12 protein-coding genes are annotated in these 13,430 nt (G+C 62.5%); 8 read left to right on the top strand and 4 right to left on the bottom strand.

The annotated features are described in order from the left end of the window. Positions 1-41: 41 nt before the first annotated feature. The gene (locus AC3EA7_RS03180; RefSeq protein ID WP_488612580.1) at positions 42-725 is read left to right on the top strand and encodes a PIG-L deacetylase family protein; all 684 of its coding nucleotides are present in this window, start codon (positions 42-44) and stop codon (positions 723-725) included. A 4-nt stretch (positions 726-729) separates the two neighbouring features. On the opposite strand, the gene AC3EA7_RS03175 is transcribed toward AC3EA7_RS03180, so the two are convergent. Then, entirely contained in the window at positions 730-1,932 is a 1,203-nt protein-coding gene (locus AC3EA7_RS03175; RefSeq protein ID WP_488612579.1) for a GNAT family N-acetyltransferase, read from the bottom strand. Positions 1,933-2,056: 124 nt separating this feature from the next. On the opposite strand from AC3EA7_RS03175, the gene AC3EA7_RS03170 reads away from it, so the two are divergent. Together AC3EA7_RS03170 and AC3EA7_RS03165 are read left to right on the top strand one after the other, a co-directional pair. Then, entirely contained in the window at positions 2,057-2,359 is a 303-nt protein-coding gene (locus AC3EA7_RS03170; protein ID WP_488612578.1) for a hypothetical protein, read from the top strand. 341 nt (positions 2,360-2,700) lie between these two features. Further along, positions 2,701-5,220, top strand: coding sequence for a ligase-associated DNA damage response DEXH box helicase (locus tag AC3EA7_RS03165; protein WP_488612577.1), 2,520 nt, complete (start codon positions 2,701-2,703; stop codon positions 5,218-5,220). Between the two features lie 34 nt (positions 5,221-5,254). On the opposite strand, the gene AC3EA7_RS03160 is transcribed toward AC3EA7_RS03165, so the two are convergent. Continuing rightward, a complete protein-coding gene (locus AC3EA7_RS03160; protein ID WP_488612576.1) occupies positions 5,255-5,539 on the bottom strand; it encodes a hypothetical protein in 285 nt (94 codons plus the stop codon). A gap of 205 nt (positions 5,540-5,744) precedes the next feature. Between AC3EA7_RS03160 and AC3EA7_RS03155 the strand changes: the two genes are divergently transcribed. The 5 genes from AC3EA7_RS03155 to nadB all read left to right on the top strand — a co-directional run bounded on the left by AC3EA7_RS03155 (position 5,745) and on the right by nadB (position 11,818). Beyond that, positions 5,745-7,049, top strand: coding sequence for a BCD family MFS transporter (locus AC3EA7_RS03155; protein WP_488612575.1), 1,305 nt, complete (start codon positions 5,745-5,747; stop codon positions 7,047-7,049). 31 nt (positions 7,050-7,080) lie between these two features. After that, on the top strand, positions 7,081-7,713 hold the full coding sequence (locus AC3EA7_RS03150) for a response regulator (RefSeq protein ID WP_488612574.1): 633 nt from the start codon (positions 7,081-7,083) through the stop codon (positions 7,711-7,713). Between the two features lie 581 nt (positions 7,714-8,294). Further along, positions 8,295-9,164 carry a carboxylating nicotinate-nucleotide diphosphorylase gene (nadC, locus tag AC3EA7_RS03145; RefSeq protein ID WP_488612573.1) on the top strand — a complete coding sequence of 290 codons (870 nt, stop codon included), beginning with the start codon at positions 8,295-8,297 and terminating at the stop codon, positions 9,162-9,164. Then, positions 9,164-10,195: a quinolinate synthase NadA gene (nadA, locus tag AC3EA7_RS03140; RefSeq protein ID WP_488612572.1), complete on the top strand. Its 1,032-nt coding sequence runs from the start codon at positions 9,164-9,166 to the stop codon at positions 10,193-10,195. The genes nadC and nadA overlap by 1 nt, the downstream gene beginning before the upstream one ends. Before the next feature lie 18 nt (positions 10,196-10,213). Continuing rightward, positions 10,214-11,818: an L-aspartate oxidase gene (nadB, locus tag AC3EA7_RS03135; RefSeq protein WP_488612571.1), complete on the top strand. Its 1,605-nt coding sequence runs from the start codon at positions 10,214-10,216 to the stop codon at positions 11,816-11,818. A gap of 270 nt (positions 11,819-12,088) precedes the next feature. Here nadB and AC3EA7_RS03130 read toward each other — a convergent pair whose 3' ends face one another. Together AC3EA7_RS03130 and AC3EA7_RS03125 are read right to left on the bottom strand one after the other, a co-directional pair. Continuing rightward, positions 12,089-12,940, bottom strand: coding sequence for an aminoglycoside adenylyltransferase domain-containing protein (locus AC3EA7_RS03130; RefSeq protein ID WP_488612570.1), 852 nt, complete (start codon positions 12,938-12,940; stop codon positions 12,089-12,091). Between the two features lie 260 nt (positions 12,941-13,200). Next, on the bottom strand, positions 13,201-13,430 hold a 230-nt coding region (locus AC3EA7_RS03125), incomplete at its 5' end, for a hypothetical protein (protein ID WP_488612569.1).

Below are 13,430 nucleotides of genomic sequence, written 5' to 3'. Positions count from 1 at the left end.
TACAACAATGATTCGACCCTTGTTTCTGTAGAGACCTGTCTATGACCGACGAACCCAAGCGCGCACTTGTGATCGGCGCCCATCCCGACGACAATGAGTTTGGCGCCGGCGGAACCATCGCCAAACTTGCCGATCAGGGATGGGACATCACCTTCATCATTGCGACCAACGGCAACAAAGGCAGCCATGATCCGGCGATGTCATCGTTTCGTCTGTCGGAAATCCGCGAACAGGAGCAGCGCGCCGCTGCCGAAATCCTCGGCGTGCGCCGCGTGATCTTCCTGCGCAACAACGATGGCGAACTCGAACCCTCTTCAGCGCTGCGCGCCGAATTTGCTCTCTACATTCGCCATTTCAAACCGCACGCCATTTACACCCACGACCCATGGAAGCATTATATGCTCCATCCCGATCATCGCGCGGTCGGATTTGCCGTGATTGAAGCGGTCGTCAGCGCGCGCGACCATCTGTTTATGCCGGGGCTGGGACAGATCGGCATTGGCGTCTGGCGACCCGAGGCGCTCTACCTGTGGGGCGCCGAACAACCGGATCACGTCGAAGATGTCTCGACCTACGTGAACCGGAAGATCGCCGCGTTGCGCGAGCATCACACGCAACTGGACGAAGCCCAGGGATGGGAAGAGCGGGTGCGTCAGCGCATGGCGGAGGCGGGCAAAGAGCACGGCTTTGCCGCAGCCGAAACGTTCAAGAAACTGCCAGTATAACCCTTCAAAATGCGTCAGACCCGGCAATCCAGGCGCGACCGGGGGGAAAGAGTGCGTCGAGCGTCGGCAGGATCGCCGCTGGAATGTGCACGCCGGGATAACTGGCGACCCATCGCGCCGGGCGAAAGCCGAACAGCAGTTGCACGAGCGCCTGTGGCGTCAGCACGACTTCTGGCGCGTCTGGCGCATTGGCCTCCGCTCCCACCGCCAGTGATGGTTCCGCCCCGGCGACACACAGCCGAAACGTTTCACCGCCAGATGCCCGGCATCGTTCATTGAGCAGCGGACCGATGCGGTCGAGCAGGGTTGGCAGATGTGCAGGACGCGCCATCCACCCCTCATCGGGATGGTGATAGGAACGGCTCGTCAGGTTCAGATGATCGGCAAGCGCGTAGAATGTCGGCGAATCCGGCGGCAGGGGCCAGTCGATCTCCGTCGCATCTCCGGCAATGCCTGCGTGATGTTGGAGCAACGCCAGCGCCGCGCACCAGTCGTCAGCGGCGGCTTCGACCGCGTGATTGCCAGGCGCCTGCGACGGCAGAATCAGATACCCGCGCACCTCTCCGTTGCTATCACATGCCAGTCGTGGCGGATTCCCCTCCAGACGCAGCGCCAGATCGTGGCGCTGCCATGCAATGCTGCGCATAAAACTGCCGTTGTAACCGGCATAGTGCCGTTCGTACAGGTCGAGCAACACCGACGCATCGTCTGCTGTGGCCAGTCGTACCGTGTAGGGACTCCGGGGTATCGCTGCCAGGTGCGCCCGACTGACAATATGGCGCGTGGTATCGAGAACGTCAATATACTCGAAGCGACCGTAGAAACCAGCGATGCCATCGAGCAAGATCAACCCCAACCGCCGTTCGACTGCGCGCGCTATGGCATCGTGCATCAGCGTCGTGCCAACCCCGCGACCACGCCACTCCGGACGGGTGACAAGACCGGCGAAGCATCCGGTCGGAAGCGTCACAAAACCGACCCGCAACATTCGTTCATACAGCATGTAACCGCCGATCAGCGTTGTTGCGACGAAAGCGCAACGCACCTGCCCGGAAACGTAATCGGGTGCGTGTTCGACGTGCTGCCGCCAGCGTGCTGCGCTACGGATCGTGTCGAGGGCGAACGTCTCCGCCGCGAGCCGGAAGAATGCGTCCAGCTCGGTGGATGTCTCTGCCGAACGGATCGTGATGTCGTCGTTTGTGGACATAGTGGTTTCATCATACCAGAGCGAGAGGCAAGGGGCAAGAGGGGTTGAACGTTGAACGTTCAACGTTCAATGTTGAACATAGTATCATCTTTCGTCGTGACAGATACAAACAGAAAGGAAGATCGTGAGCGCCCGTATCCTTATGACGCTCGTCGTTATGCTGCTCACCCTGATCGTGCAGCGTTCGCCCACACCAGTGGTATCGTCCACACCTGCCACCACCCCTCAATTCCTGACCATCGCCGCACAGTTGCAGGGCGACGCTCCGTGTGTCTTTCGCCCGTCGAACCAGCGCTTCCTTTGCGACACGGCGCGCGACGGCGGCGCTGCTGAGTTCACCGTGCAGTTCGGCGTCTCCGGGGATATTCCGCTGATCGGCTCTCTCGGGCAGCCCTTTGGCGTCGCTCTGCCGCTTGTGGTACGATAAATCTTGATAGACTAAGGCGCGCTTTGGGTGCTCTGTCGACGCCTGATTTCTCAAAAAGGTTGGCGCGAAGACGCAAAGTCGCCAGGCTTCGCAAAATACGAGACGACTTTGCGTCTTCGTGCCTTTGCGTCAACCCTGCAAAGAGATCTCGCGCCAATACTTCTCACAACAGGACTTACGCGGTGGCGCATTTTCTGGCCTCGCCAGAGCCTGCGGCAGCGTGGCACTACCATCAAGGTGGTGTGGTGCAGCGGCTTCGCCGCCGCACCACACCACAAAAGAAGACAAATACCGCTCTGCCGAAGGCAAAAAGAGCCGTCATTCTGAATGGTCTGTCGTCTATGACCCTGCACTCTGCGCTGCAACCGATCGAGGAGTGGTTTGCACGTCGCGGATGGTCGCCGTTCCCCTTTCAACGCGAGGTGTGGCAGGCATATCTTGAAGGCGACAGCGGTCTGCTCCACGCCACCACCGGCGCCGGGAAGACGTATGCCGCCTGGCTGGGACCAATCGCCGAATGGCTGGCGCACGAGGCATCGGGGCACGCTGCGCCTGCATTGCGCGTGCTCTGGATCACACCACTGCGCGCACTCGCCGCCGATACAGTCGCGGCGCTGCGCGCGCCGCTCGATGACCTCGGTGTGCCCTGGCAGGTCGAGGCGCGCAGCGGCGACACATCCGCCGCTGCGCGCGCGCGCCAGCGTCGCCGCCTGCCAACGGCGCTGGTCACCACCCCCGAAAGCCTCTCGCTCTTGCTCACCCAACCCAACTGGCGCGAACTGTTCGCCGATCTGCGGCTGGTCGTCGTCGATGAGTGGCACGAACTCCTCTCAACCAAGCGCGGCGTGCAGGTCGAACTGGCGCTGGCGCGGCTGCGCGGGCTGTACCCCGATCTGCGCGTCTGGGGACTCTCCGCAACGATGGGCGATCTGGACGTGGCGCTGGATGCGTTGATCCCTGCCGCTGGCGATCAGCCGCCGCGCGCCAGGATCGTGCGCGGCCTGCTGCCCAAACCGATTGTGATCGAGACGCTGTTTCCCGACACGATTGAGCGTTTTCCGTGGGCAGGGCATCTAGGGTTGAAACTGCTGCCGCAGGTCGTGGCGACCATTGAGCAGAGCGAAACATCGCTGGTGTTCACCAACACGCGATCACAGGCAGAGATCTGGCACCAGGCGTTGCTGGACGCGCGCCCGGAGTGGGCTGGCGCGCTGGCGCTCCACCACGGGTCGCTGGATCGCGAGGTGCGGGAGTGGGTCGAAGAGGCGCTGCGCGCACGCCGCCTGCGATGCGTGGTGTGCACATCCAGTCTTGATCTGGGGGTCGATTTCTCACCGGTGGATCAGGTCATTCAGATTGGCAGCCCAAAAGGAGTGGCGCGCCTGTTGCAGCGCGCCGGACGCAGCGGTCACCGTCCCGGTGTAGTCAGCCGGGTGACATTTGCGCCTGCAAGCGCCCTGGAGTTGATCGAAATTGCGGCAGCGCGCGACGCGATTGCGCAGGAACGGCTCGAAGCGCGCCAACCGCTGGAGGCGCCGCTCGATGTGCTGGTGCAGCATCTGGTCACCTGTGCGTCAGGCGGCGGTTTCACTGCTGATGAACTGCTCGCCGAAATGCGATCCACGCGCGTCTTTCGACGCCTGAGCGACGCCGCGTGGCAGTGGGCGCTCGACTTCGTGGTGCGGGGTGGCGCCTCGCTGCGCGCCTACCCGGAGTTTCACCGCGTCGTGGAACGCGACGGGCGTTATGTCGTAGCGAGCGATGCAGTTGCGCGTCGCCACCGGGTCAGCATCGGCACGATCGTGAGCGAGACGGCGCTGAAGGTGCAGTACGTGCGCGGCGGAACGCTCGGCACAGTCGAGGAGTCGTTCGCCGCGCGGTTGAAGCCTGGCGATGTTTTCTTCTTCGCTGGAAAGGCGCTCGAGTTCGTGCAATTGCGTGATACGACGGTCTTCGTACGCAAAGCGGAGCAGCGTGAAGGCGCGACGCCGCGCTGGATGGGCGGGCGCATGCCGCTCTCGAACGAACTGTCACGCGCCATTCGCGCGCGGATCGAGGAAGCGTGCAGCGGCGTCTTTCGCGGCGCCGAGATGGAAGCGGTGCGCCCGTTGTTGGAAGTGCAGGCCCGCTGGTCGTTGCTGCCTGGCGCCGATGAGTTGCTGATCGAGCGGGTGCAGACGCGGGAAGGGCATCACCTGTTTGTCTACCCCTTCGAGGGGCGGTTGGTGCACGAAGGGATGGCGGCGCTGATTGCGTTTCGCCTGAGCCGTCTGCGCCCGATCACCTTTACCCTGGCGATGAACGACTACGGCTTCGAGTTGCTGGCGCCCGAACCGGCGCCGCTCGACGAAGCGCTTGGCGTGGCGTTCGACGCCGCACACGGAGCGCGACAATGGTCGATAGCCGGCGCTGATGCGCCACTGTTCAGCAACGAGCGCCTGGCGGACGACATCCTCGCCAGCCTGAACGCCACCGAGATGGCAAAGCGCCAGTTCCGCGAAATTGCGCGGATTGCCGGCCTCGTCTACGAAGGATACCCTGGCGAGAAGAGCGCCCGCCAGATCCAGGCGTCGAGCAGCCTGATGTATGATGTCTTTGTGCAGTACGACCCGGAGAACCGGTTGCTGGAACAGGCGCGGCGCGAGGTGCTGGAGCGCCAGCTGGAGCAAAGCCGCCTTGCGGCGGCGCTGGCGCGCATTGCCGCAGGACGGATCATCGTTGTGGACGTGCCACGACCAACGCCATTCGCCTTCCCGCTGCTCGTCGACCGTTTGCGCGAAAGTCTCAGTTCCGAAAAACTGGCGGACCGGGTGCGCAAGATGCAACTGGCGCTCGAGCGCGAAGCGGGTGGCGTTCAGTAGAGAATCAGCGGCTCACAAACGCCTGACCGAAGAGCTACCACGTCGATTGCTGCACCATCACCTGGAAGACAAAGATGCCAAAAATGATCAGCGGCGTCATGCGACGCAACCAGCGCAGCGCAATATCGTTCTGGACAATCTCATCAGCCGCAGGGAAATACCGCGCCAGGTGGAGGCATCCAAGCACCAGAACGACGGTTGTCATCCAGAAGCTGCCAGTCATCATAAAGGCAAAACAGAGAAGCGCCGCAAGACCGATGATCGACAGGTAGATCGGCATTTCGCCTGCATCATTGCCCTGAGAGTTGCGGGGATCCATACGGTTCACCTGTACCTGTGTCGGGAGTGAGTGTACGTCACTCCAATCCAGTAACCGGAAGGCGGCGAGGGCCGGATGCCGCCTGTTGTGTGCTGTTGTTCACAGGTATAATAGCATGCAGAAGATACAAATGCCATGATCGGGGTTGTAACAAGTTAATTGCCAGATCGCAATCGACGTTTGCATAATCGTACCGGGATGTGCCATGCGCTGGACGACCATTTTTCGCCTTGGCTTGATCAATGTCGCCGTTGCACTGACCGCAGTGCCTATCGAGAGCACGCTCAACCGAATCATGATCAGCGAGTTGCGGTTGCCCGCCTCGCTGGTGGCGCTGCTGATCGCGCTACCCTACGCCTTTTCGCCGGTCCAGATCTGGATCGGGTCATTCTCTGATCGGCATCCATTGCTCGGATTTCGACGCACACCCTATACCGTCATCGGACTGCTGTTGTGCGCTGGCGGGTCGGCGCTCTCGCCGACGGCTGCGTTTGCCATGGCGGAGAACTTCTGGACGGGGTTGCCGCTCGGGTTGCTGGCATTCGGCGCCTGGGGCATGGGGTTCAACTTTGCAACGGTGTCGTACCTGTCGCTGGCGACAGATCTTTCCGGCGAAGAGTACCGCGCCCGCACGGTTGGCGTCATGTGGTTCATGCTGATCGTCGGCGTTATTATCGCTGGCGTCAGCCTCTCGCGAATGTTGCGCGACTACACGCCAGCGGCGCTCTTTACAGCGTTCTACGTTGTGTGCAGCATTGCACTGCTGATCGGCATCGCCGCGCTCTGGGGCCTCGAAGCGCGTGATGTTGAACCGGCGACCTCTGAGCGGCGCAGTTTTGCGCAGATGATTGCCACAGTCGCCGGAACGCCGCAGGCGCGCCTGTTCTTTGTGTATCTGATGCTGCTGCTGGTGGCAATTCTAGGGCAGGACGTGCTGCTCGAACCGTTTGCCGCCGATGTGTTCGGCGTACCGGTCGAAGTCACGACGCGCTACACATCGATCTGGGGTGCAGCGTTGCTCGTCGGTCTCTTGACCACCAGCCCGCTGGCGCGGCGACGCGGGAAACCATTCGCTGCCGCCATCGGCGGGGCGCTGGTCGCGCTTGGACTGGTATTGATCGCCCTGAGCGGCATCCTGGGCATGCCGGTCATCTTCACGCCGAGTCTGATCGTCTTCGGATTCGGCAGCGGCGTTTCAACCGCCGCGAACCTGGCGCTCATGCTCGATATGACCGTACCAGGACAGATCGGCGCATTCGTAGGCGCCTGGGGGGTCGCCAATTCTATGGCGCGTCTGCTGGGAACCGTGCTGAGCGGCGTGACCCGCGACATCCTGACAGACCTGTTCAATGACCGGATGCCGGGGTATATCATCGTTTTTCTGCTCCAGGCGGCTGCGATGGCGGCATCGCTAACACTGCTGCCGCGGATCAGCACCGTGCGTTTCCGCCGTGAAGCTGCGCCCTCGGCGCGCGAACTCGCGGCGCTTGCTGGCGAGGCGCAGGGGTAGGGCTGGATTTGTTGTCGAACGCGAGGTGCGTATGAGCCCCATTCGTATCGCTCTGGTTGATGATCACAGCATCGTCCGGCGCGGGTTAAGCGCCTATCTCGCCGCCCAACCCGGCATCATCATCGTCGGCGAAGCGGCCAGCGGCGAGGAAGCGTTGAACCACGCATCGGACTGGCAGGCGGATGTAATCGTGATGGACGTACTGATGCCAGGCGGGATCGACGGAATCGAAACGACCCGCCGGTTGAAACGTCTCTTGCCGCAGACACAGATCGTCATTCTGAGCGGATACGCCGACGACGCGCGGATCATTGGCGCACTACGCGCCGGCGCGATCACGTATGTCGAAAAGGACAGCCAGCCGGAGCAATTGCTCGAAGCAGTGCGCAGCGCAGCGCAGGGCAAAGCCGTGTTCGAGCCATCGCTCATGCAACGGGTCGTTCAGGCGCAGACGATGCGGCATGGCGACGCGCTCACTGAACGCGAGGGGGACGTGCTGCGCCTGCTGGTGGAGGGGCTGACTAATGCCGAAATCGCGGCGCGCCTGTCGGTGAGCGAAGAGACCGTCAAAACGCATGTCGCCAGCATCCTGCGCAAACTCGGACTGGCGCACCGCACCCAGGCAGCGATCTACGCCCTGCGCCATGGGTGGGTGAAGGGGTGAGAATTGGAGCACACTTACTGTCTGATTGAAGATAAGACAGCGGCGACGCTGGTATTTCAACCTGGAGTTCGACAACGGGGAACAAAGGGGCACGGCGAGGTTCTCCGCGCATTATACCACAACGTTGTGTCAGGGAACGTCTCAAGACATTCCTTCCCCCAAGACCCTTGAGGTCGGGAGAGGTGCAAACCGGGGACGGGAGTCTTTCCACTCACGCGGTTCTGCGACAGCGCGTGATTACTGGCGGAGACCTCAAGGGTCGGGCGGGTTCTCCCCCAAGACCCTTGAGGTCGGGAGAGGGGCGAACCGGGGATGGGGATCATGCCGCTCACACGGTTCCACGGCAGCGCGCCACCACCGGCGGAGACCTCACGGGTCGGGCGGGGTCTTCCATGCAATGGTTTGAGACGTTGCGGTGCAACGTCTCCACCGGCAACCTTTCCTTCTTTCCCACGTTCAACGTGCAACGACCACCTTCTACCCTTAACCTTCCCCCAACTTGACAATCATCCCTAAATAGAGTAACATTGACACTAACAGGCGAAACGCCAATTTTTATTTCACACAGGAATAGTGTAAAAATGACACTAAATCCCGCCCTTCACCCCGACATTCTCGACGCCATCCGCCGCGCGCTGGCGGAGGACGTGGGACCAGAGGACGTCACCACCAATAGCATTGTGCCGCCGGATGCACTGATGCGCGGACGGATCATCGCCAAACAGGACGGCGTGGTTGCCGGGCTTGATGTGGCGCAAACGGTGTATCGCATGGTCGATGAACGGATCATCTTCACGGCGCTGGTCGCGGAAGGCGAGCGCGTGACCAACCGGCAGACCCTCGCGCTCGTCAGCGGTCCGGCGCGCGGGTTGCTCACCGCCGAACGCACGGCGCTCAACTTCCTGGGGCGGATGTCGGGGATTGCAACCCTCACCCGCCAGTTCGTGGACGCGGTCGTCGGGACGGGCGCCACCATTCTCGATACGCGCAAAACCGCCCCTGGCTTGCGCATGGTCGATAAACTTGCGGTGCAGCGCGGCGGCGGGCGCAACCATCGCATCGGGCTGTACGACATGGTGTTGATCAAGGACAACCACATCGACTTCGCCGGTTCGCTGCGCGCTGCGGTCGAACGCGCCCGCGAATACGCGCCGCACCTGGAGATCGAGGTTGAGGCGCGCACCCTCGATGATGTGCGCGAGGCGCTCGATCTGGGAGTGCAGCGCATTATGCTCGACAACATGACCCCCGCAACGATGGCGGAAGCGGTGCGCCTCGTCGCCGGTCGCGCCCGCCTCGAGGCGTCGGGCAATGTCTCGCTCGACACTATTCGACAGATCGCCGAGACCGGCGTGGACGATATTTCGATCGGCGCATTGACCCACTCGGCGCGCGTTTTTGACGTGAGCTTCGATTATCTTGCTTCTGAGGAAGCCACAGGGAGATTCTGATGAACACGCAGGAAATGTTCGCGTTGCTTCAGCGCAAACTCGGCACGCTGGCGCCAGAATTCGAGCTCTACTACAAAGCGGAACTGGCGGTCGAAATCCTGGAACTCAAACAACAGCGCAATGCCGTGATCCTGGGGCACAACTACATGGAGCCGGCGCTCTTCCATTCCATTCCCGACTTCACCGGCGACTCGCTCGATCTGAGCCGCAAAGCCGCCACAACCGACAAGGACGTGATTGTGTTCTGTGGTGTGCGCTTCATGGCGGAGACCGCCAAGATCCTCAACCCGACGAAGACCGTGCTGCTGCCGTCGGAGAAAGCCGGGTGCTCGCTGGCGGCCAGCATCACCGCCGACGATGTGCGCATGCTGAAAGCCCGCTTTCCTGGCGCCCCGGTCGTTTCGTATGTCAACACCTACGCCGACGTGAAAGCCGAGAGTGACATCTGCTGCACCTCCTCCAATGCCGTGGCGGTCGTCGAGTCGCTCAAGGCGGATACGGTCATCTTCCTGCCCGATGAGTATCTGGCGCGCAATGTCGCGCGCGAGACCGGCAAGCACATCATCTTCCCGACGCTGCAACCGGTCGATGGCGATACGCTCCTCGATTACCAGCTTGTCGGCTGGCACGGGCGCTGTGAAGTGCACGAGAAATTCACCGTCGACGACATCCGGCGCGTGCGCGCGCAGTTTCCCGATGTCGTCATCCTGGCGCACCCGGAGTGCAGCCCGGAGGTCGTGGAAGCCTCGGATTTCTCCGGCGGCACGAATGCGATGATCCGCTACGTCCAGCAAACAAAGGCGCCGCACTATCTGCTGCTTACGGAGTGCGCCATGGGGGACAACATTGCAGCAGCGAATCCGGACAAGGATATGTTGCGGCTCTGTATGGTGCGCTGCCCGCATATGAATATGATCACGCTGGAAGACACCCGCGATGCGCTGCGCTACAACCGCTACGTTATCGAGATTCCTGAAGACATCCGCCAGCGCGCTTACCGCGCCGTCGAACGGATGATCCAGATTGGGTAACTAGATTGTGAGACGATCATGAAAACCACCGATGTGCTGATCATTGGCTCCGGTATCGCCGGCGCCGCCGCAGCACTCGAACTTGCACGCAACCCGCGCCGCCATATCACCTTGCTGACGCGCGAAACCGACCCGCGTGAATCGAACACCCGGTACGCGCAGGGGGGTGTCATCGGGCGCGGACCGGGCGACTCCGCCGATCTCCTGGTGCGCGATGTTCTGGCAGCGGGTGCGGGAGCGTCGTCGCGCCGCGCAGCGCGCCTCCTTGCCGAAGAAGGACCACGCCTGCTGGAAGAGGTGCTGATCCGCACGGCGCACGTCGAGTTCGACCGCATGCCGAACGGCGACCTGGCATATGGCAGGGAAGCGGCGCATTCGCGCAATCGTATTCTCCACGTGGGCGACGGCACCGGCAGAGCGGTGATCGACGCACTGATAGCCGCCATCTACGAGCGCCCAAATATCGAGGTCATGACCGGTCTGACTGCGGTTGACCTGATCACGTCGCCACACCACTCGCGCGATCCGCTCGCTGCCTATGAACCAATCGTCTGTCATGGCGCGTATGTGTTTGAACGCGAGCGCCGCACTGTCCACCGCACCCTTGCCACCTTTACGATCCTCGCTACCGGCGGGCTAGGGCGCCTCTATCGCAACACGACCAATCCTCCTGGCGCGCGCGGCGATGGCCTGGCGATGGCGCACCGCGCCGGGGCGCGCATCGTCAATGCCGAGTACGTTCAGTTCCATCCAACAGCGCTCGCCGTTCCTGGCGCCGAAGGGTTCCTGATCAGCGAGGCGGTGCGCGGCGAGGGAGGCATCCTGCTGACGCCAGAAGGCCGTCCGTTCATGCATAAATACGCGCCTGAATGGAAAGACCTGGCGCCGCGCGACATTGTGGCGCGCGCGATCCATGCCGAGATGGAAGAGCATGGCTACTCGCACGTCCTGCTCGACATCGCCTCGCGCCTTTCGCCTGACACCGTCCGCACCCGTTTCCCCAACATCTATGCCGAATGCCTGCGCGTCGGCGTGGACATCACGCGCGAGCCGATCCCGGTGGTGCCGGCGGCGCACTATTCTTGCGGCGGGGTGCTGACTGACGAGTGGGGGCGGTCGAGCATCGCCAATCTCTACGCCGTCGGCGAAGTCGCCTGTACCGGATTGCACGGCGCCAACCGCCTGGCATCGACATCGCTGCTTGAAGGGCTAGTATGGGGCGTGCGCGCCGCGCGCGACATCGAGGCGCGGTTGAGCGCCGATCCGCCGCCGATCCTGCCGCCAGCCGACGACATCCCGCCATGGGACGAGTCGGGACTAACGGAGGACTCCGATCCGGCGCTTATCCAGGGTGATATGCAGACCATCCAGAACATTATGTGGCATTATGTGGGGCTGATCCGCTCCGGTGACCGTCTCTCGCGCGCCATCCGCGAATTGCGCCACTTGCAGAACGAGATCGAGACATTTTACCGCACCACCAAACTGAGCGACGGTCTGATCGGGCTGCGCAACGCCGTCGAAGCAGCGCTGATCATCGCACAGGCAGCGCGACACAATCGCCAGAGCCGTGGGTGCCACTACCGCGTCGATGCGGTCGAGGTCGGAGAGCGGCTGTTATAGCCCTATCCAGGCGGGGAAATTTACGGGTAGGGACCCATGTTCATTGCCATCGTAGGGGCGCCCCTTGTGGGCGCCCCCACCCTCCACCCCCTCCCCCCACAGGAGGGAAGGGGAGCGATGTTCCCCCCTCTCCCCTCGTGGGAGAGGGTTGCGCAATTGGCGCGCGTTGGACATCGTAATCTGAGGAGCGATGTTCCCCCCTCTCCCCTCGTGGGAGAGGGGGGACAGGGGGGTGAGGGGGCAAACCTCCATAGCGACACTAACGGGCGGCTACAGGGAGGCGTCCACACCGACCTCGGGCATTGTCACCGCAGGGGCGTCTCTATGGACATCTCGTCTGAGTTCCTGCCGCGCATAGTTGCGAAACGCCTCCAGAAGCGGAGCGGGAAACACTCCCGTCTCTTCAACATCGCGGTAGCGTATCAGCGCCAACCAAACCAATGGGCGCAACGTGAGAGGCAAATGGTCGAGCGCCCATTGACCGCCCTCCTCCTTCGAGAGCACCCGGCGCGTCTGCAAGAATGCCAGCGTGCGGCAGGCATTCAAAATAGCATAGACCGGATCGGCGTAGATGCGATCCAGCGCCTCGATGACATCGCTCATAATTGCGGCGATATAATCTGCCTCTGGAACATCGGGGAACACGGATGCGGCAGGCGGACCGTAGAGCGCAATGCCCCGCCACCGCGCGACCATAATGTGCGCAGAGAGGTCGGGATCGCGCTTCTCCCCGGCATCCCAGGCGCGCCACCCCTCTCCTGCCAGGTCGCGTGTATAGGCATCGCGCCACATTTCGCTATAGTGAAAATCGAACGACGGCGGATGGCGCCACGGCGTCAGCATCGCCAGCGCCAGAAAACTGACCTCAATCGGCGCCGGCTGGCGCGATACGCGCACCAGGTGATCGGCGATAACGCGCTTCGTTGCCGACGACATCGGCATGCGTGTGATGACCAGCAGATCGAGATCGCTCTGCGCCGGGTTGAAGCACCCCATCGCCAGGGAACCATGCAGGTACACGCCAATCAGTTCATCGCCGAGCATCGCGCGCACATCTGCAACATAACGCTCGACCTGCGCACGAATCAGCGTATCGGTCACGCGATCGTCGATCGCTCTCATGCCATCACCTTCGCTGTTTCCTCACCGCCACCCGCGCCCTTCGCTCCCCTGGTGATCGTCACCTGCGCCCGATGGCGTGGGCGCCCACAGGGGGGCGCCCCTACGCGGCAATTTCCCGGGATCTCCTGTGGCGGCAACACGTTCAACGCTCAACGCGCTCAGGGAGACTGTCCCGCAACGCCCCGGCATGCCACCAACTCCAACCTTCTCGCCTGCACCCCACAACACGCCGCGTTTTCGCGGACGCGCGCCGGGTGACCCTACCGGTGCGCCTGCAACCTTAACCACCCCTCTCGCCTCTCCCCCCTCCCCTCTCCCCTCTCCCCTCTTGCCTCTCCCCTCTCGCCTCTCCCCTCTCCCCTCTTGCCTCTCCCCTCTCCCCTCTTGCCTCTCCCCTCTCCCCTCTTGCCTCTCCCCTCTCCCCTCTTGCCTCTCCCCTCTCCCCTCTTGCCTCTCCCCTCTTGCCTCTCCCCTCTCCCCTCTCCCCTCT

The organism is Roseiflexus sp., from assembly GCF_057785375.1.
This window is presented reverse-complemented; position numbering and strand designations above follow the sequence as displayed.

Coding starts and splice junctions, on each gene's coding strand:
- AC3EA7_RS03180 (WP_488612580.1), top strand. CDS start 42: ATGACCGACGAACCCAAGCGCGCACTTGTGATCGGCGCCCATCCCGAC.
- AC3EA7_RS03175 (WP_488612579.1), bottom strand. CDS start 1,932: ATGTCCACAAACGACGACATCACGATCCGTTCGGCAGAGACATCCACC.
- AC3EA7_RS03165 (WP_488612577.1), top strand. CDS start 2,701: ATGACCCTGCACTCTGCGCTGCAACCGATCGAGGAGTGGTTTGCACGT.
- AC3EA7_RS03160 (WP_488612576.1), bottom strand. CDS start 5,539: ATGGATCCCCGCAACTCTCAGGGCAATGATGCAGGCGAAATGCCGATC.
- AC3EA7_RS03155 (WP_488612575.1), top strand. CDS start 5,745: ATGCGCTGGACGACCATTTTTCGCCTTGGCTTGATCAATGTCGCCGTT.
- AC3EA7_RS03150 (WP_488612574.1), top strand. CDS start 7,081: ATGAGCCCCATTCGTATCGCTCTGGTTGATGATCACAGCATCGTCCGG.
- nadC (WP_488612573.1), top strand. CDS start 8,295: ATGACACTAAATCCCGCCCTTCACCCCGACATTCTCGACGCCATCCGC.
- nadA (WP_488612572.1), top strand. CDS start 9,164: ATGAACACGCAGGAAATGTTCGCGTTGCTTCAGCGCAAACTCGGCACG.
- nadB (WP_488612571.1), top strand. CDS start 10,214: ATGAAAACCACCGATGTGCTGATCATTGGCTCCGGTATCGCCGGCGCC.
- AC3EA7_RS03130 (WP_488612570.1), bottom strand. CDS start 12,940: ATGAGAGCGATCGACGATCGCGTGACCGATACGCTGATTCGTGCGCAG.